This is a genomic window from Bartonella capreoli (assembly GCF_902813205.1).
Classification (GTDB): Bacteria; Pseudomonadota; Alphaproteobacteria; order Rhizobiales; family Rhizobiaceae; genus Bartonella; species Bartonella schoenbuchensis.
Genome location: NZ_CADDZX010000003.1, coordinates 45,070 through 63,780, shown reverse-complemented (window position 1 = coordinate 63,780; position 18,711 = coordinate 45,070). Strand labels below are relative to the sequence as shown.

Annotated in this window: 17 protein-coding genes and 1 tRNA gene; 13 read left to right on the top strand and 5 right to left on the bottom strand. The window is 34.7% G+C overall.

The features are described 5' to 3' along the window. Positions 1–71 precede the first annotated feature (71 nt). The 8 genes from J7R05_RS09215 (at position 72) to J7R05_RS09620 (ending at position 4,854) form a co-directional block, all read left to right on the top strand. The gene (locus J7R05_RS09215; RefSeq protein WP_246468212.1) at positions 72–275 is read left to right on the top strand and encodes a hypothetical protein; all 204 of its coding nucleotides are present in this window, start codon (positions 72–74) and stop codon (positions 273–275) included. A 310-nt stretch (positions 276–585) separates the two neighbouring features. Next, complete coding sequence (locus J7R05_RS09530) at positions 586–708, top strand: hypothetical protein (protein WP_281388200.1); 123 nt, start codon at positions 586–588, stop codon at positions 706–708. A gap of 719 nt (positions 709–1,427) precedes the next feature. Beyond that, the gene (gene ssb / locus J7R05_RS03695) at positions 1,428–1,925 is read left to right on the top strand and encodes a single-stranded DNA-binding protein (protein ID WP_208541251.1); all 498 of its coding nucleotides are present in this window, start codon (positions 1,428–1,430) and stop codon (positions 1,923–1,925) included. 80 nt (positions 1,926–2,005) lie between these two features. Beyond that, positions 2,006–2,443: a hypothetical protein gene (locus tag J7R05_RS03690; protein WP_246468211.1), complete on the top strand. Its 438-nt coding sequence runs from the start codon at positions 2,006–2,008 to the stop codon at positions 2,441–2,443. A gap of 92 nt (positions 2,444–2,535) precedes the next feature. After that, positions 2,536–2,673 (top strand): hypothetical protein, encoded by a 138-nt coding sequence (locus J7R05_RS03685; protein ID WP_425490152.1) that lies wholly within the window; start codon positions 2,536–2,538, stop codon positions 2,671–2,673. A 731-nt stretch (positions 2,674–3,404) separates the two neighbouring features. After that, positions 3,405–3,587, top strand: a complete 183-nt coding sequence (locus J7R05_RS03680) for a hypothetical protein (protein ID WP_208541250.1) — start codon at positions 3,405–3,407, stop codon at positions 3,585–3,587. Positions 3,588–3,599: 12 nt separating this feature from the next. Beyond that, the gene (locus J7R05_RS03675; RefSeq protein WP_208541249.1) at positions 3,600–4,667 is read left to right on the top strand and encodes a major capsid protein; all 1,068 of its coding nucleotides are present in this window, start codon (positions 3,600–3,602) and stop codon (positions 4,665–4,667) included. 94 nt (positions 4,668–4,761) lie between these two features. Beyond that, entirely contained in the window at positions 4,762–4,854 is a 93-nt protein-coding gene (locus J7R05_RS09620) for a peptidoglycan-binding domain-containing protein (protein ID WP_418214925.1), read from the top strand. Between the two features lie 847 nt (positions 4,855–5,701). Here the strand turns inward: J7R05_RS09620 and J7R05_RS03670 are convergent. After that, positions 5,702–5,776, bottom strand: a tRNA-Glu gene (locus J7R05_RS03670). Positions 5,777–6,669: 893 nt separating this feature from the next. Here J7R05_RS03670 and J7R05_RS03665 point away from each other — a divergent pair. Beyond that, complete coding sequence (locus J7R05_RS03665) at positions 6,670–7,986, top strand: homoserine dehydrogenase (RefSeq protein WP_208541248.1); 1,317 nt, start codon at positions 6,670–6,672, stop codon at positions 7,984–7,986. A 167-nt stretch (positions 7,987–8,153) separates the two neighbouring features. Beyond that, complete coding sequence (glpX, locus tag J7R05_RS03660) at positions 8,154–9,143, top strand: class II fructose-bisphosphatase (protein ID WP_208541247.1); 990 nt, start codon at positions 8,154–8,156, stop codon at positions 9,141–9,143. Positions 9,144–9,255: 112 nt separating this feature from the next. On the opposite strand, the gene J7R05_RS03655 is transcribed toward glpX, so the two are convergent. From J7R05_RS03655 to J7R05_RS03640, 4 genes are all read right to left on the bottom strand, one after another. Then, positions 9,256–10,359: a branched-chain amino acid aminotransferase gene (locus tag J7R05_RS03655; protein WP_208541246.1), complete on the bottom strand. Its 1,104-nt coding sequence runs from the start codon at positions 10,357–10,359 to the stop codon at positions 9,256–9,258. A gap of 471 nt (positions 10,360–10,830) precedes the next feature. Continuing rightward, positions 10,831–13,257 (bottom strand): SPOR domain-containing protein, encoded by a 2,427-nt coding sequence (locus J7R05_RS03650; protein WP_208541245.1) that lies wholly within the window; start codon positions 13,255–13,257, stop codon positions 10,831–10,833. Positions 13,258–13,429: 172 nt separating this feature from the next. Beyond that, on the bottom strand, positions 13,430–15,187 hold the full coding sequence (argS, locus tag J7R05_RS03645; protein WP_208541244.1) for an arginine--tRNA ligase: 1,758 nt from the start codon (positions 15,185–15,187) through the stop codon (positions 13,430–13,432). Positions 15,188–15,217: 30 nt separating this feature from the next. Next, positions 15,218–16,417, bottom strand: coding sequence for a deoxyguanosinetriphosphate triphosphohydrolase (locus tag J7R05_RS03640; RefSeq protein WP_208541243.1), 1,200 nt, complete (start codon positions 16,415–16,417; stop codon positions 15,218–15,220). 107 nt (positions 16,418–16,524) lie between these two features. Between J7R05_RS03640 and J7R05_RS03635 the strand changes: the two genes are divergently transcribed. Genes J7R05_RS03635 through J7R05_RS03625 form a run of 3 tightly spaced genes read left to right on the top strand, consistent with a single transcriptional unit; the run spans position 16,525 to position 18,706 of the window. Then, positions 16,525–16,848: a HesB/IscA family protein gene (locus J7R05_RS03635; RefSeq protein ID WP_010703836.1), complete on the top strand. Its 324-nt coding sequence runs from the start codon at positions 16,525–16,527 to the stop codon at positions 16,846–16,848. Between the two features lie 18 nt (positions 16,849–16,866). Beyond that, the gene (locus J7R05_RS03630) at positions 16,867–17,871 is read left to right on the top strand and encodes a carboxypeptidase regulatory-like domain-containing protein (protein ID WP_208541242.1); all 1,005 of its coding nucleotides are present in this window, start codon (positions 16,867–16,869) and stop codon (positions 17,869–17,871) included. Between the two features lie 46 nt (positions 17,872–17,917). Continuing rightward, complete coding sequence (locus J7R05_RS03625; protein WP_208541241.1) at positions 17,918–18,706, top strand: cytochrome c biogenesis CcdA family protein; 789 nt, start codon at positions 17,918–17,920, stop codon at positions 18,704–18,706. The last annotated feature ends 5 nt before the right edge of the window (positions 18,707–18,711 follow it).

The window sequence follows — 18,711 nt, the reverse complement described above, 5'->3', positions numbered from 1 at the left end:
TATTTTAATTTTATTTATGTTATATAAAAGTGTTATTGAAATATATCAGCTCAGATGGGGAGGGGAAAAGAATGGGTTTTATTAATTCATCTCAGTTAAACATAAAAATTGATGAATATCAAAAGCACAGTTTACCTATAGAGCAGCATTTTGGCAAAACGCTTCCCGACACTATTCAGGCACCATCTGTATCTATTGATACTAAAGATATTTTTCCTTTAAAATTTTATGATGCATTATCGTGTATTAAAGAGGTATCTGATAATAGAGTTTAAGCTACCAAAATTTTATCTCCTGTAATGGAGTCTACTCATTCTGTTGCTTTGGGGGGGATTTAATTGACGCTGATTTTTCGCAATTTCAGGGTTATGATGATGTTCTAAGTGGTCACTTTCAAATTTATGCTCCTTTGACAGTGAGTGATAATCAATTGAGGATCTTGCACATTCCTTAGCAAAAGAAGATAAATTGCGTGGAGGATCACAAGCTTTATTTGAAGCTTTAGATCATGATACTGCCAGAATATACAATTAATCAGCTATGGAAAATTTTACTGGAAGACCTGTTGATTGGAAGAAAGGCTATATGTTTGGCACAATGTGGGATCGCCGCGTGATTGATGAAAAATTAATTCAACAATTTGAACAAGAAGGTAAACAGATATTTACTGGAGCTATAGGATCTATACATTTTTCTATTGTGTATTAAATACTGTTTAATACATCATATTATTTGCTAACAGCTATTGATAGCAAAATATGGATGGTTTTTAGATATACTGAATAAGTTCATCACCTTTGAGTTTGCTAATTTTTCAACAAATGAAGAATTTTTTTTGTGTAGCAAATTCAATATCAGAACTATAATTACTCTTCATTGATGTAAACTGTCAATCATTTTTGTTCCAAGCATGCTTAAATTCTATAAGCTTGCATTTGTCAGCATAAGACTAAAAAGAAAAACATCCATATTTGTAAGGTACAAATTCATAACTTTGTTTTTCTTCCCATTTGTAAATAAAATAAATATTTTTGAAAATCTGTATTGAAAGACGTTCTCCAAATTCTTGAAGCAAGACTAACAATAGTTTTTGCTGTTTGAATAGAGTCTTGCCTTTTTTTGTTTTCATAGTGTTATCTCGGGTGTCTGATTGAACGGTATTTGTGGCACAAACCGGTAGATGAATTTGAAAAACCACTCAAATTTCAACAAGTCGCGCTGGTTTATGATTTGCTTGGTATAAAGTCAATAAAATTATAGTACAAAAAAGCATTTATGCACTGATAAAATCACCAATAAACTGTTTATTTTCAGTTATTTATGCTGTTTTTTATTTGGAAAAATGCACTATGTTATGCTATAGTAAAAATAGCTTTTCATATCCGTATTTTGTTTCAATTATTTTCCTTAGAAAAGGTTATAAAAATATGATCAATAAAGTGATTTTAGTAGGCAATCTGGGTGCCGATCCCGAAAGCAGAACAATGGCATCTGGTACAGAGGTGGTGAACTTTCGTATGAGCACTTCTCAAAGTTGTACAGATAAAATAACCCCTCAAAAAGTAGAGAAAACAGAATGGCATTCTGTCGTGATTTTTAATCCGCAACTTGCAAAGGTTGCTCTTCAACATCTCAGTAAAGGTTCTGCGGTTTATATTGAAGGTCAATTACAAACCTGTAAATGGCAAGATGAAAGTGGGCAAGAACGCTACACAACAGAAATTGTCTTGTCGCAATATAAGGGTGAATTGAAGATCCTTAATAGTATTCAAAAAGATGATATTGACGTGGACACTCAAGAGCAAGCGATAACATTGGAGAGTGTTGGTCGAGAGTCTTTGAATGCGACTTTTAATGATGATGTCTTATTGCAATCAGAAGACTTACTTATGAAAAGATGTAAAAAACGAGGAAGACCTAAATAGCTGATCAAATAAGAGAGCCTAATGGGCGCATCTCACGCGTAAAAAAGCCTCGTGAGCTTATTAACAAATTGGCTCTTGAAATGCGTGCCAAGCATAATGGGGTGAGTATTCAAGATGCGAAGAACCCGCTTTCTGGTACTTATGTAGGGCGATTATATTTATTGGGGAAAGAGAAAGGAATTAATAAAGATCAGTATGATGCGTCACAGCAATATAGTCGAGTACGAAACAATTACCTGTGTGCGAAAGGATTGCCAGGGGCGATTTATGATGCAGTCGCTACTAATCACGATCAAGACAGTCTTGAAAAGTGGGTTGAGATGGCAACTGATCGCTATGAAGCTATGCAAGACGTTATCAGAAAAGCACAAGGTTTATATCGTCAATATAACCTTTATGCTGCGTTACAGTATATCGTTATTGAAGATCGACAATTGCCATATCTTGTTAGTTCTTTACGCATTGCTTTGAATGCTCTTCATAAATATTTTTATCTGGGAGAAAGGATCGGACAGTAAATTCAAAGTCAATAAAATGTGTATATATTTACACATTATGAGTGCATAAATGGAACAAAATAGCCGAAAAATTATTGCAAAATTGAAGCGTGATGGCTTTGAGCTCTGTTAAAATAAAAGGTTTTCATTATAAGTTTAAAAATAGTCAAGTAATTATTGTTCCCCATTCTAAAGATGGTTTTCCAATTGGTACAGGGCGTTCCATTATTGCACAACAAGCGAGTTGGTAAAAAAGAAAAGAAGAATGAAAAGGCTTTTTTCTTGTTCACAAAGATAAAAATTCTGCTTTTGAAGGATTATTTTCTGTTGCAGATCAGGAAGAAAATCTCATTTCTAATGCAACAGATGCCCTTCAACTATATTGTGAAGAAGTGAATAAGTTGCCAGCTCCTTTAAAATTTGAAGAAGTGATACAAAAGGAAGTCGTCAGAATAGTTTTATTGGAAAGAACCTTTTTAACACAGTTCCAATTTATTGGAAATGATTCTGAAGTGATGCGTACAAAATATCAATTGAACTAGGCTTCTGCAATGCGATTGATGATTGTGCATAAGAAAGAGGCGTAACACGGTCTGCTCTTTTAGCAACATCAGCACGTTATGATAAGCAATTAGATGTGAAAAGAAAGCTTACAGTTTTTCTTCTTATTTTCTTCTACGAACATGTGTACCTTTACAAACACCATATTTAGATTGAATGAGATAAAAATATACCAGATCGTAATTTTTAGTTGACAGGGGGATAAAAATAGTATTAACTAATAAGGTGGTATGAGTATTTTTGTGCCCAAAATTACAAATTAATGTAATTAGTTTTGTTGTTGAAGGCCCTGCGAATGCAGGTTTTTTATTAAAGTAATCAAGTTTATTCGTTTTTATTTATTGACGATTTATTGACCTCCTCTTTGTTCTTGAGAGTGAGGTTTTTTTATTGTCTCAACTACTCGAAAGGAAAATAACTTATGGAAGAAATACCAGTAGTTATTACAAGGCCTGTGTGTGTTTTTGGCGACAACAGAGCCACTGTTAACATTTATTGCACGGTAAAAGCATCTAAATTGATATGGTTTGATAAGATTGAAAAAAGGAAAAAGACAACAGCCATTCAAACCTTAGAAGACAAAAACAAAATTATATTGCAATAGGAATATACGAATATGGATATAAATTTTTTTAATCACAACGCTTTTTCATCAGAAGTAATGACGAAAGCGATCGAAAACTATGAATTTAAACCTAACCTGATTGGTTCACTTAACCTTTTTAAGGAGGTTGCGACAAACAAAACAACGGTTAGTATTGAAAAACGTAAATTATCGCTCATTCCAGTAAGTGAACGTGGTACACCTCCAACAGAAACAGAAAAAGATGAGTATGATCGTCGGTGTTTTAAAACAACACCTATTATTAAAGAGTATATTATAAAAGCAGAAGAAATTAAAGACTGGCGAGAATTTGGCATAGAAGATCAGTTTGAAACAGTAATGAAATTTATCGCTAAAAAACAAAAGAAGTTGATTTCAGAAATTGAACTGATATGGGAAAATATGCAACTTGGAGCTATTCAAGGTGTTGTCCTTGATGCAGATGGATCAGTGATCTATGATTGCTATGAAGAATGGGGAATCACGCCACAAAAGGCTATTGATTTTAAACTAGATGAGGACACAACAGATGTTGCTTATATGGTTAATCAAGTCGTTACAAATATGGCGCAAGCTTCAGGCAATACATTTTCTATTTATTCACGAATTATTGGGTTTTGTGGAGATGAATTCTTTTTCAAGTTAAAAAATCATAAAGCAATTCGTGACACCTATTTAAATACACCTTCAGCACGAATATTAAAGAACACAGCAGGTATTACAATGCCTGGTACTATTGAATCAGGAAGTTTTAAGAGTTTTGATTTTGCAGGTGCGACGTTTATTAATTACTGCAACATTCATGATTATAATATGAACACTAATAGTTCAAAACGAAGCATAGGAATCAAACCTGATCAATGTCAATTCGTTCCTGTTAATGTACCTGGTGCATTCCAAAAAACCTTTTCTCCTGATAAAGGCATGGAGTTTGTCAATACAGTTGGAAAGCCTCTTTATACGAGACTTATTGTAGATCGTGAATCTGCAACATGGGCCAAGCTTGAAGTATGCAGTTACCCACTCTTTGTCTGCGCGCGTCCTGAAATGCTCTTTAAAGCAGTAGTGAGAGCAAAATAAAATATGCTAGCACACGGGCTGCTTAGTTAAATGTTTGAAGATAGATGAAAACATTTTTGGGTAGCCTGTGATCTATACATGAAAGAAAAATAGAGTGATCTTTTCCTTTCAAGCTGATTATAATTTAGAAATTGATGGTGTTGTTGGTGCAAAAACTCAAGTAGCATTAGATATGCTACTCCAATGATTAGCTCCCGCCATTCCTGTAAGTATGGGAGGATTTGAGAAGGAATAGTACAAACATTATTATGAAGATAAGAATAAAACCAAATAGTTTGCGGGGCTATTATTGCTAGTTCAGCTCTTATGGAAGCAGAACAAATGGGGGCGTTCGATAATTTCAAATTTTGATAGGAAAAATGAGTGCCCTTGTAGAATCATTTACTCATATTAGTAAAGCAATTTCGGATCATTAGTGGATTGATACTATTTTTGTGGACTTGATTATTTATATTCATGTCAAATCGGTAAAAGAGTTTGTCTGAAAGCTTACAAGAAGGACAGAGCGCTCTAGAAGAGATATCTTTTAAAGGGCAGAGGAGAGCAAGGAGTGAAAAAATATCTTGCGATTATACTTGATGCATCCGCTGTTCTTTTAGAGATTGTAATGGATGTTTGTCAGATTAGAGAAAGAAAGTTGAACAAACGCAAACAAATAGAGGAATCTTTAAAGACAGTAACACGTGACTGGAAATAAAAGGCGAGATTAGCAAGAAAAGTGATGCTGGTATGCATTCTGGTCTTTCTGACTGGGTGTGTAGTAACAAATGAAGATGCTGCTTGTATTGGGTGGTTGCCAGTGCATTTGGATCAAAAAGATTACAATGTGATCAGTTCAAGTTTAGCAAGAGATATTTTAAAGAGTAGTGAGTGTGGGAAACATTTGTATAGGTTGTTAGAAAACCAATTCACAAAGAGTTCAAGGGAATTGTTAGAGGGCAAGTTAGAAAATTTTATTCTCTAACCTTACTACTTTATTTTTGAGTTTTAAAAAGGATAATAAAATCAAATAGATATAGAGATAAAAAAGTAACTGGTACGCCCAAGGGGAATCGAACCCCTGTTTCCGCCGTGAAAGGGCGATGTCCTAACCGCTAGACGATGGGCGCAAACCAGTGATGAGGCTTATAGAGAGGATCTTTTTACTTCGCAACCCCTATGAGTGATTTTTTTACAAAAAACGCATTTTATTGGATTAGTTTAAATATATATGTTGATGCAATTCACATTATTCCACACAACATTAAAAGAGAAAATCTACAAAATAATTATAAAAGTTGGTGAAAAATCTTAACGCTAGTAACGATAATAATTATTATTTCCACTTTCGGTAAATAAATGAGGAATGATGAAAATCGGTAGCGTTTGGTAGTTAAGAAGCAATTTGACAAACATAATAACGGCTTCTTATTAATTAACTAAGAAATGATGCATATCATAAAAAGCTGTTTTTTAAGACATAAATCGCAAATTCATTGAATTTAATTGAAAAATAAGAAAATATTGCGTTGTGAAATTGAAAAAACATTGTATCAGACTGCATGAAGTTGAAATCAGCAATCATTTAAAATAGCGCTTTATTTTAAAGATAATTTATTTATCAATTTCAAAATTTCAGATATTTAAACGCAATATATAAACGTTGAATTTGTATCAAGCTCTAAAGTCTTTGCAGTATTAGAACGAATAGGTGAGGAGGGTACACTGTTGGATATAGAAAATAACAACTGCTTTAATATGTGTGACCTTACTTAAATTCTGCAGCATTTATATACCCATGCAAGTTATAGTTTTTAAGTTTATTCTTTAAAAATGCGAATTTTATATTCCTCATAGTTTTTGAATGTTTGACTAAATAAGCACGATATTGTTGTCATTTTAAAAGTGGGAGTGTAATAAGTACGTAGTGTATTTGTTGTGAATGAGCACGATTTGCATCAAAAGCAAGTGTTATTTCAAATATTTTTCAATAAAGATAAGAAATTAGCAGGCAGTTTAAATAATGGCGAAAGCTTTGAGGGTTGGAATTGGAGGCCTTGGAACGGTTGGTGCTTCAGTTGTTCGAATTTTACGCGAAAAAGCAAATACTTTAGCTTGTCATTGCGGATATCCCATAGAAGTTGTTGCTGTTAGTGCGCGTGATAAGAACCGTGACCGTGGAATTGATTTGAGTCATGTTAAATGGTTCGATTCACCTGTGCAAATGGCTTCTTCTAATGAAATTGATGTTTTCGTTGAATTGATTGGTGGTGAATTAGATGTTGCGCATGCTTCGGTTGAGGCGGCTCTTAAGGCAGGACATCATGTTGTTACTGCCAATAAAGCGCTGTTAGCCCGACATGGAGTAGCACTTGCTACTCATGCAGAAGAAAAAGGCGTTTTTCTTAATTTTGAAGCTGCTGTCGCGGGTGGAATTCCTGTTATCAAAGTGATGAGAGAATCTCTTTCCAGTAATTATGTGTCACGAATTTATGGGATTCTTAATGGGACGTGTAACTATATATTAACGCGCATGTTTACTGAAGGTCTCTCATTTAAAGATTGTTTGGCAGATGCGCAAAAACTTGGGTATGCTGAGGCTGATCCGATTTTTGATATTGAAGGTCACGATACCGCTCATAAATTAGCTTTATTAACAAGTTTGGCGTTTGGAACTGTCATTTCATTGGATGATGTTTATGTTGAAGGGATTAGCAATATCTCGCAAGTTGATATCCGCGCAGCTGATGAATTGGGTTACCGTATTAAACTTTTAGGGGTTGCGTTAAAAACTGATACGGGAATTGAACAACGTGTTCATCCGGCAATGGTACCCACATCATCGGTAATTGCACAAATTTATGGTGTCACTAATGCACTTGCCATTCAAAGTGATTTATTGGGTGAGTTACTATTTTCTGGTCCTGGTGCTGGAGGGGCAGCAACAGCTTCAGCAGTTATTGGGGATTTAGCTGACATAGCAAAAGCACATCCTGGTTTTCAGTGTGGATCTGTTTTGGGACGGCCAGCATTAACGCTTACTCCTTATAAAAAAGCATGCATTGCTACCCACGCAGGTGGTTACTTTATTCGTTTGAGTGTTCATGATCGCGCTGGTGTTTTTGCGACGGTTGCACAGCATATGGCTGATCATGACATTTCATTGGAGTCTATTGTTCAGAGATCTTTTGTAGAAGGTCAAATTGGGGGGACAAAAACAATTATTTTAGTTACGCATGAAACAACAGAGGCAAACATACAACAAGCGCTTGCAAGGATTGCAGAAGATGGTCACCTTGTTGCAAGATCTCAATTCATTCGTATCGAACGTATGACATAAAATTACGGAGATTTATTTTATATGATCCTATTTATTTTATGATGATAAAGGGGAAAGTTGATTATTTTTTTGTAGAAGGCTTTCATTTTTACGAAAAAGTTTTATTGTTAACATTTGATAGTGAATGCTAATGTTATTAGCTAATACCAATCTGGTAGGATTTTTATATGCCCAAAGTAACTCAGAATATTTTAAATGGACTTGATCGTATTTTAACGCTTGAATTAGTCCGTGTGACTGAATGTGCTGCTGTAGCAGCTGCACGTTTACGAGGGCGTGGTGATGAAAAAGCAGCTGATCAAGCTGCTGTGGATGCAATGCGTCAGGAGCTTAATCGTTTACCTATTGATGGTACGGTTGTGATTGGTGAAGGTGAACGCGATGAAGCTCCTATGCTTTATATTGGAGAAAAGGTAGGGCTTCGCACTGGACCAGAAGTTGATATTGCACTTGATCCACTTGAGGGAACGACAATTTGCGCTAAAAATTTAGCTAATTCGCTTGCAGTAATTGCGATTGCTGAAAAAGGTAATTTGCTTTATGCTCCGGATGTTTATATGCAAAAAATTGCTATTGGTCCTGGCTATCCGAAGGGTTTGGTGGATATAGATGCTGAACCTGCAGATAATATTTATGCTCTTGCAAAGGCTAAGGGAGTGGCTGTTGATCAAATTACTGTCTGCATTATGGATCGGCCTCGCCACACAGAACTGATTAGTAAAGTACGTGCAACTGGTGCGTCGATCCGTTTGATTGGTGATGGTGATGTTGCTGGTGTTATTCATACAACTGATCCAGATGAAACGGGTATTGATATTTACATGGGTATTGGTGGAGCACCAGAAGGGGTGTTAGCTGCAGCGGCTTTGCGTTGTATTGGTGGGCAAATGCAAGGGCGTTTAAAACTTGATACAGAAGAAAAGATTGCACGTGCTGCCAAAATGGGAATTAGTGATCCAAATAAAGCTTATACAATGGAGGAAATGGCAAAGGGTGATGTCTTGTTTGCTGCAACGGGTGTGACTGATGGTAATATGCTTTCTGGTGTTAAGTTTACACGCAATTATATTCAGACAGAAACTATTGTGATGCGTTCATGTACGGGCACAATTCGTAATATTAAGACACAGCACAAAACCCAATCAAAATTTAGCTGATTTTTTTATTCTTTTAAGCTGTTGTTTTTAAAAAAAAGAAGCTTTTTAGAAGCTAAATTCTTATAAAATTTAAGAATGAATTTTAAAGATATTCTTTAGTTTTTATGAGTTTTTAAGTGAGTTGAACAGGGTGCACCCAGCCATTTTTATCTTCTATATTTCCTTTTTGAATGCCAATTAGTTGTGCATGCAGTTTTGCTGTAATCTCACCAATTGTTTCATCCCCAATGGCAAATTCTCCCCCTTTATATTTAAATCGTCCAATTGATGTGATAACAGCGGCAGTACCACAGGCAAAAACTTCTTTAAGTTTACCATTTTGTGCGTCTTCTTTTAGAGATTCAAAAGAATAAGGACGCTCTTCTATTGTTAGATTCATTTGTTGCGCTAACTTCAAAATTGAATCACGTGTTATTCCTGAAAGAATGGTGCCATTTAATGCAGGTGTTACAAGAGTATTATTTGCCATAATAAAGCAAATATTCATACCACCAAGCTCTTCAATCCATTTATGTTCAACCATATCAAGGAACAGCACTTGACTACACTTATTTTTAATTGCGTTATTTTGTGCAAGTAAGCCTGCTGCATAATTTCCACTACATTTAGCAGCTCCCGTACCACCTGGACCAGCACGGCTATATTCTGTTTCAAGCCATACACTAACGGTTTTTTCTCCTGTGAAATATGACTCCACTGGAGATGCTATAATGCAAAAAATATATTCTCGGGAAGGACGGACTTTTAAGAAGCTTTCATTACCAAACATGAATGGGCGTAAATAGAGGCTAGCATTTGGACGATCAGAAACCCATTTTTGATCAATTTTCACCAATTGATTAATAGCATCTAAAAAGATATCTTTTGGTAGTTCAGGCATAGCTAATCGTTTGGCAGATTCTGCAAAACGTTGCGCGTTAGCATCAGGACGAAATAATAAAATACGTCCATCTTTTGCACGGTATGCTTTCAAGCCTTCAAAAATTCCTTGAGCATAGTGCAAAACGGTACTGGCAGGATTAATCTCTAGAGATTTGTACTGAGAAATAGTGGCATTGTGCCAACCTTTTTCTTCATTCCATTGAATAACCCCCATATGATCTGTAAAAAATTGACCAAAACCAGGATTTTTTAGAATTTCTTCTCGTTTTTCGTTTGATAAAGGTGACGGATGCTTTTCTATTTTAAATGGGAGAGATGATGTAAAAGAAGTCATAAATGAAACCTTCTGAGATTATGTTTTATTTTTATATATTTTTACTGAGAAGATAACAAGACATTTCAATTACAACATTATGATTAGCAATTTCTTAGTGTCAATGTTTTTATTGCAGATGTGAGATTATGCTTAAATATTTTGACTGTATTGTCAGAGTCTTACTTTAAGATTTTTTCGAGAGAGTAAAAAACTTTTGTAGATATTTATTGTTCTCCTGAAATGAGAATCTGAATAACTATATGTATGCACATCATTTAAATGATTTAAAATTAGGGGAAATAAAAACACGTATTTTACTTAATAAAAACTTTTGGCTATTTTTGTGTTTATTATTTGCTTGTTTTTACTTTTGAATTTTTTACAAAATCACAAGAACGCGTTTTTATAAGGTAATGCTATATATAGAGTTGAATTAAACAAAAAATAAGTAAAACATAGCAACAGTTTTTTAGCTGTTACTATATTTATTTAGCGTGTGACAAAGCAATTTCCACCAGAGATTTTGATATTTTCGCAGAGATTTATAGCTTCATTACGATTTTGAGTTTGAATACGGACACGATAATAGGTCCCTTTTTCTGGTATAGAAGTAGATTGAATATTGAAAGGACGCTCACCAATAAGATATCTAAATTTAGATTTTAATTTTCTCAAAGAATTTTCAGCTAATTCATACGTTGGATGCGATGCAAGTTGTACATAGTAGTTTTCTGAGTTTTGTGTTGTTACTTGTGCCGATAGATTTGAACGATCACTACTGTGTGTTTGTGCAGTTAAATTAGGTTTTACAGATAAAGGCACTGGTATGAATAAATCTTTAGTTTTCTTTTCAGTATTAGGAATAGAAGGATTTTCATTAGGAGTGAAGAAATTTTCATCATCAGGGATAGAAGCACTTTCCGCAATAATTGTATCAATATTTGTTGCGGTGCTATCTTCTACTTGATTATTATTGATATTGGATGATTGCACGGAATCTACAGAGTCATCTTGAGGTTGATCAGCAGATTGATTAATTGCTTCAGATTGATTAGTGGGTTCTGTAGACTGATCTGCTCGTTTTTCATTTGTCTGATGCGCTGGAGTAAGTACCATTGTACCATCTGCTTTTACAATAACAGTTTGAACTTCTCGTGTTGGTACAGTACGGTCGAGAGCTTTTGTAATTGCATCTTCAATATTAGGTTCATCATGAGAAAAAGCAGAAGAGGTATTTTCAGGAGCTTCCTCATTTTCAAGTGCCTTCTCATTTAACACTGTTAAATTTTCAGGTGTTTCAGAACTGTCAACAAGAGGCTGTTGTGCGCTTTTTTGTGTTTCGTCTTTACCGTTGTTTTGATTGTAAATATTTAAATCATGAGTAACATTATTTTTAGTTTCTGTTTTTTCTGGCTTGACTTTAAAAGGTGTGTTGTCAGCATGGATAATGAGTGGGTTTTCATTTTCATTTGATAATATAAAAAAGCGAAAATAACTAAAAATACTAATTGCAATCAGAGCACAAAGAATAACACCTCTAATAAAACTTTTTCTGATAGAATTTCTCGAATATGCAGTTGCCAATACATGGGTGGGCACTTCGTCTGCAGATTTATGTTGCGAACTGTTGGCAAGAGGGGCAAAAGGTTGTTCTTTGTTTTCAACAGAAGAATAGTTAGCACTCTGTTGCGAGATATTTATGGATGAACTTTCTTCTGGATTTTGCTTAGTATGATAAAAAATTTCGTTGAAAAAGTCATTTTGTTGCTGCTGTAAAAAATCTTCTGAAGAGACATTTCCTACATTGAATACTTCAGAGAATTCTTTTTGAAGACCATCAGCAGCTACATCATGTTTGAGGGCTTCATAGAGAATTTTTGAAGCTATAATAGGTTCAGTTTTTTCTACAATTTCATCTGCAAATTTATAAGTATCAACCTCTGGAGGAGGATTGTCATTGTGAAAATGCTCATCTACAAAAAAACTTTCTGTTTGTGTGGCATTAAGAGGTTCTAACGAGGCTTGTGTGTCACTTAAATTATTTTGATTATTCCAAATTTCACTCGTGTTGTTTTGATGAGAAATATCTTCAGTAGTATTTATATTGTTTTGGGAATATTGGGTTTGCGCATCTTTATATTCTGCAATTTTTGCAGTTTTGTCTTCTTGTTTTAAGAATCCATCATCATAATAATTATTACCCAAATTCTGTTGATTAGCCCGCATCTCATAAGGAGAATTTAAAGGTGTGTGATAAGCGCTTTGCTTGTCATCATAGTTTGATTGTGTATTGTTAGTTGCGGGATGTTGCGCATTTGTTTGTAAAAAAGCTTCAGTTTCTTCATATGCTTTTTTAGTAACTGTATTTTTATTTTGTTTGTCTATCTCATCAAGAAAAAAATTTTCTAGATTTGTGTTAAAATCATCTATTTCAAAAAAAGGATCAATATTAGTTGGTGCCGTTTTATCTTGTAGGCTTTCATTCTTCTGAATGGGTAATGGAGAAAGTGCTTCTAAGATTTGTTCTTCATCATTATGGGGAGAATAAGAATGCACTCCTTCAGAAAAAGAGCTATTTTTTTCTAAGTGATTGCGAGCAGGGGCAGCTGTATCCATTGAAGTTGGATTGTTAACATTTGATTGTAAATTCCATTGCTCACTTTGAGTGTTAAATGGCAATTCACCCACTGAATTATTTTCAAAATTATCCTCTAAAAAAGGAAGGTCAAAATCATCATTTTGGAATGGAGTTTGAGGTATAGAATAATCAGGTTCTAACGAAGAGTGAGTATGATGAGAATTTTGATTTCTATTTTGTGTGTTTGAATTGAAAATCTGCGTAAACTCTTCCACAGAATCAGGCTGTTTATGATTTTGTTTTTCTTCCTGCAAATTTTTGCGATTATTATCGCTCATAAGTTTTCTCACATAATGATCTGCGTTTAAATGCAATAAATTTGTTAATTTAGATTTATTATATTTGGAATTATAAAATCTTTTCTTTCAATCAAAACAATGCATTTTTATAAAAGAAGTATACAAAAAACATTTTTAATAAAAATCCATTTTATAGTTTTATAGGATTTTTTCAACGCATTTCTGTTGATGCTTTTATTCCTACAATTTGAAGTCCTGATGATAAAATATTAATGACAGCTTGGATCAAACCTAATCTAGCCAAGGATAATTCTTTATCTTCAAGTTTTGTAAAGCGTAAATCAGGATTATCATTACCTTTATTCCAATGTCCGTGAAAGTTTGAAGCAAGATCATAAAGATAAAACGCTAGTCGATGTGGCTCTTTATGAATTACAGCTTGTTCAATAATACGTGGATATTCAGCAAGTTTACGTATTAACGATATTTCGCTATCGTCTATCAACTTGTTAAGATAAGGAATCATTATATTGCTTGAAATGTTGTCAATATGCAGGCTTTCTTGTGCTTGACGAAAAACTGAGTGACAACGTGCACTTGCATATTGCACATAAAAAATAGGATTATCTTTTGATTGTTCTGTCACTTTTGTGAAGTCAAAATCAAGAGGTGCTTCACATTTACGATAAAGCATCATAAAACGCACTGGATCACAACCAACTTCTTCTACAACATCGCGCAGGGTAACAAACGATCCCTCTCTTTTAGACATACGTACAGGTTGACCATTACGAAAGAGTTTTACTAATTGGCATAAGAAAACAGCCAGTTTGGCTTTATCTCCAGAAATTGCTTTTGCTACTGCTTCTAATCGTTTCACGTATCCAGCGTGATCTGCACCTAGAATATAAATCATCTCGTCAAAATGGCGATTAAATTTATCACGAAAATAAGCAATGTCAGCGGCAAAATAAGTATAAGAACCATCAGATTTAATTAAAACACGGTCTTGATCATCACCAACATCAGTTGAACGAAACAAGGTTTGCTCATGTGGTTCCCAATCTTCTAAGATTTTCCCCTTTGGTGGAGAGAGTGTACCTTTATAAATATAACCATTTAAAGTGAGGTCATTGATTGCACTGCGAATGGCTTGCGCATTATCAGCATAAAGCATTCGTTCGGAAAAAAAAACGTCATGCTGAATATTCAAGGCAGATAAATCATCGCGAATCATAGTCATCATTGCGTCAATTGCACGCTCTTTTATTATAGATAAAGCTTCAGATTTATCTATAGTAAGTAATTGGTCACCAAATTCTTGAGCAAGTGATTGCCCTAATGGTATCAGATACTCACCAGGATACAACCCTTCTGGAATTTCATTGATTGTTTGCCCAAGTGCTTGGCGGTAGCGCAACAAAACAGAATGCGCTAGTACTTCAACTTGTCCACCAGCATCATTAATGTAATATTCTTTAGTGACATTATAGCCAACAAATTGAAGCAAATTAGAAAGAACATCTCCAATAACAGCACCTCTGCAATGTCCGACGTGCATTGGACCTGTTGGATTTGCAGAGACATACTCAACATTGACTCGTTTACCTTGTCCTATTTGGCTGCGACCATAGGCTATACCTGCTTCAATCATTGATTTTAATACGTCTTGCCAAAATGATTTTGTCAGTTTGATATTAATAAATCCGGGACCAGCAACATTAATGCATTCAATAGACTGATCATTTTTTAGAAGTTCTATAATTTTTTCTGCGAGTATGCGTGGATTAAGCCCAACAAATTTTGCAAGCACCATAGCTGCATTGGTTGATAAATGACCGTGCGAAGGATCTCGTGGGGGGTCAATAGTAACTTTTGATAAATCTAAAGTTTCTCTATTTTTTTCTTTTATATCAGATAATTCAATTAATTCTTTAATTTTTTTTTCGAAACTTTTAAAGATATTCATATTCTAATTCCATATTGTATTCGAAATTAATTAAACGAAATCATCTGTATGGTCAAATAGTCGGCGGTATTCACGCAATGCGTAGTGGTCGGTCATACCTGATAAAAAGTCAGCAATGAGACGTGCCAATTCCTGATTTGTTAAGTGAGCTATTTTATTGCACCAGTTTTCAGGCATGAGTTCTGGATTTTTATAATAACAATCAAATAATTTTTGTATAACCTGTTTTGCTGCATTTCGACGCGTGAGGACTTGGTCATGATAGTAAAGATTTTGAAATAAAAAATCCTTTAATTGTTTTTCTTGAATGGCCATTGCGGGAGAAAAGGTAACAATAGTTTGTCCTGCCTGGTGAATGTCGTTTACACTTTCAGGTTTTATGAGTGTTAAGTTTTTTTGTGATTGTTCAATAACATCTTCAACCATGACTGTTATTTGTCTGCGTACCAGTTCGTAGCCACGCCGAGTTTGGTCAAGCTGTGGGTATTCTTGTTCAATATTGTGTAATAATGAAGCGGTTAACGAAATATTTTCGAATTGATTAATTGTTAAAAAATGTGCGCGTAAACCATCATCAATATCATGGGCATTGTAAGCAATGTCATCGGCAATAGCAGCACATTGCGCTTCTAATCCAGCAAAACAGTCAAGTTCAAGATCTTGTTGTGCATTATATTGCAAAATATCAATAGGGACATTTTTATTGGAAGAATGAGGGCCTAAAAGAGGTCCATTATGTTTCACAAGTCCTTCAAGTGTTTCCCAGGTGAGATTTAATCCATCGAAGTTTGCGTAACGATGTTCAAGCTTTGTAATAATACGTAATGCTTGTGCGTTATGATCAAAACCGCCATAAGGTGCCATTACTTCATTAAGAGCATCTTCCCCTGCATGCCCAAAAGGCGTATGCCCAAAGTCGTGCACAAGAGCGATGGCTTCGGCAAGATCTTCATCAAGATATAATGCACGAGCTAATGTACGCGCAATTTGGGAAACTTCGATCGAATGGGTAAGGCGAGTACGATAATGATCACTTTCGTCGGCAATAAACACTTGGGTTTTATGTTTAAGACGTCGAAATGCATTAGAGTGAATAATACGGTCCCTATCTCGTTGAAAAGGTGTACGTATGGTACTTATAGCTTCATTAAATAATCTACCACGGCTTCTTTGTGGATTTGTGCTATATATTGCCCGAGATTGGTAATTGAAATTGGTATTATTATCCATTGCAAGTTATCCATTCTCATCTTAAATGTAAAATCAATTTATTATTAACAAGCTTTTATCTGTTTAGGATACGCTTTCTCAACAGTTTAATGCAAGGGTGTGTAAAAATGAGTGTAAAAATATCAGATTTTGCTGCTAAACGGATTGCACAGATACTTTCGAGTAAGCCCGATAAAATAGCGTTACGAATTTCTGTTGAAGGTGGTGGGTGTTCGGGTTTTTCATATAAATATGATTTAGTTTCTGAAAGTAGAGAAGATGATCTCGTTATAAAAAAAGATGGAGCGGTTATATTAATTGATTCACTCTCTCTTCCTTTCATGAAAGGGGCAGAAATTGATTTTGTTGACAATCTCATGGAGCAATCTTTTCAAATACATAATCCCAATGCTGCCTCATCATGTGGTTGTGGTGTTAGTTTTTCAATTTAGAATAATGATTCTCTGACATTGCTTCTTGAAAAGATTGTTGCTTTGGTCAACAATGTAGAGATGAGCATATTTACAAAAATATTACGTCAGACTTTACGGTTAGCTATAATACCTGTTTTGTTGATTTGGAATGATAGTGCATTTTCTGAAGAAAAAGAGCTTCAAAACTATCAACAAGAGCAACCAATAACTTCCATTACACATTCTGAAAATCATGAACAGGAGCATTCTCAGGCTAAACTGACACTTAATGCTCGATTAACTCGTAACAGCGAGAATATTACAAAAGGATTAGTATGGCGTGTTTATACCCCTATCTTGGGAATTGATAATAAATTACCATTGATCGCGACTTTTGAAGGTGGCACTGCACATTTTGATTTAGAAGAGGGCAGTTATCTTGTGCATGTTTCATTTGGTCATGCAAGTATGGTAGATCAGATAAATTTAAAAAATGGACAAGAGTTCGTCAAAAATTTTAATCTTAATGCTGGTGGTATTGTTTTTAACAGTACACTTCTTAATGGCACGGTTAACGAAAAGGAATTACATTTTACTATCTATAAAGATGCAGAGGAAAATGATGATACAGGTGTGATTTTGTCGAATGTGAAACCTCAATCGATTGTACGTTTAAAAACAGGTCATTACCATGTTGTTTCTCATTATGGTTTGGTTAATGCTATAACACGTTCGGATATCCAAGTAGATGCGGGCAAAATTATTGAGGTAACCTTTCAACATCAAGCAGCTCAGATTGTATTAAAGTTGGTCCGTCAAGAAGGAGGAGAGGCGTTGGCAGATACAAGTTGGTCGATTACTAATGAGTCTGGTGATATTGTTTATGAAACGGTAGGGGCTTATGTTTCGCTTGTATTGGCTGAAGGTGATTATATTGCAATTGCTAAAAATAAAGATCAAATTTATCAAAAAGTTTTTTCAGTAGTTTCTGGTCGAGATGAAGATGTAAATGTTATAGCAGATATACAAAATATACAGAAATTTGATGAAACGATGAATTGATTATCATTTGTGAATATAAACTGTAATTGAGAATAGGTATAAAATTTTGGTTTTAGAATTTTCAATATTGAGTGTGTTTTGTGCCGGTGCGTTATCTTTTTTATCACCGTGTGTTTTGCCGTTAGTTCCTCCTTATTTATGCTATATGGCTGGTATTAGTGTTGACGATTTTCGTTCAGAAAAGGAAAATGGAAACACATCTGTACGCTTGGCACTTTTATCTTCTGTTTTTGCTTTTGTACTTGGGTTTACAACTGTTTTTGTTGCTTTGGGGGCAAGTGCAAGTACAATTGGCAAATTTATTGGTTATTATCGTGATTGGTTTGCTATTGCTGCTGGAATTATTATCATCATTTTTGGTTTAAATTTTTTGCATGTTTTTAAAATTAATTTATTATCTCGGGAGGCACGTTTTCAGACGCGTAAAATTCCTACTGGGCCTTTGGGGGCTTATGTTATAGGTTTAGCTTTCGCATTTGGTTGGACGCCATGTATTGGCCCAATTTTAGGGCCTATTATAACGCTTGCAGGAACAAAAGAAACTGTAGGTGAGGGAGCTATTCTTTTAGGATTTTATTCGTTAGGTCTCGCAGTGCCTTTTGTATTGGCAGCTTTATTTTCAAGCAGTTTCATGAAGTTTTTGGGAGCTTTTCGTGTTCATTTAGGAAAAGTTGAAAAAATTATTGGTATTTTTTTGGTTATTACAGGTATTTTATTTTTAACGGGCTATATTCAGAACTTTTCATTTTGGCTTTTGGAAAATTATCCTTTACTAAGCAATGTCGAGGCTATCAGTTGGCATGATATTTCTCGTTGGTTTAGCTTTTTTCATTAATTTTT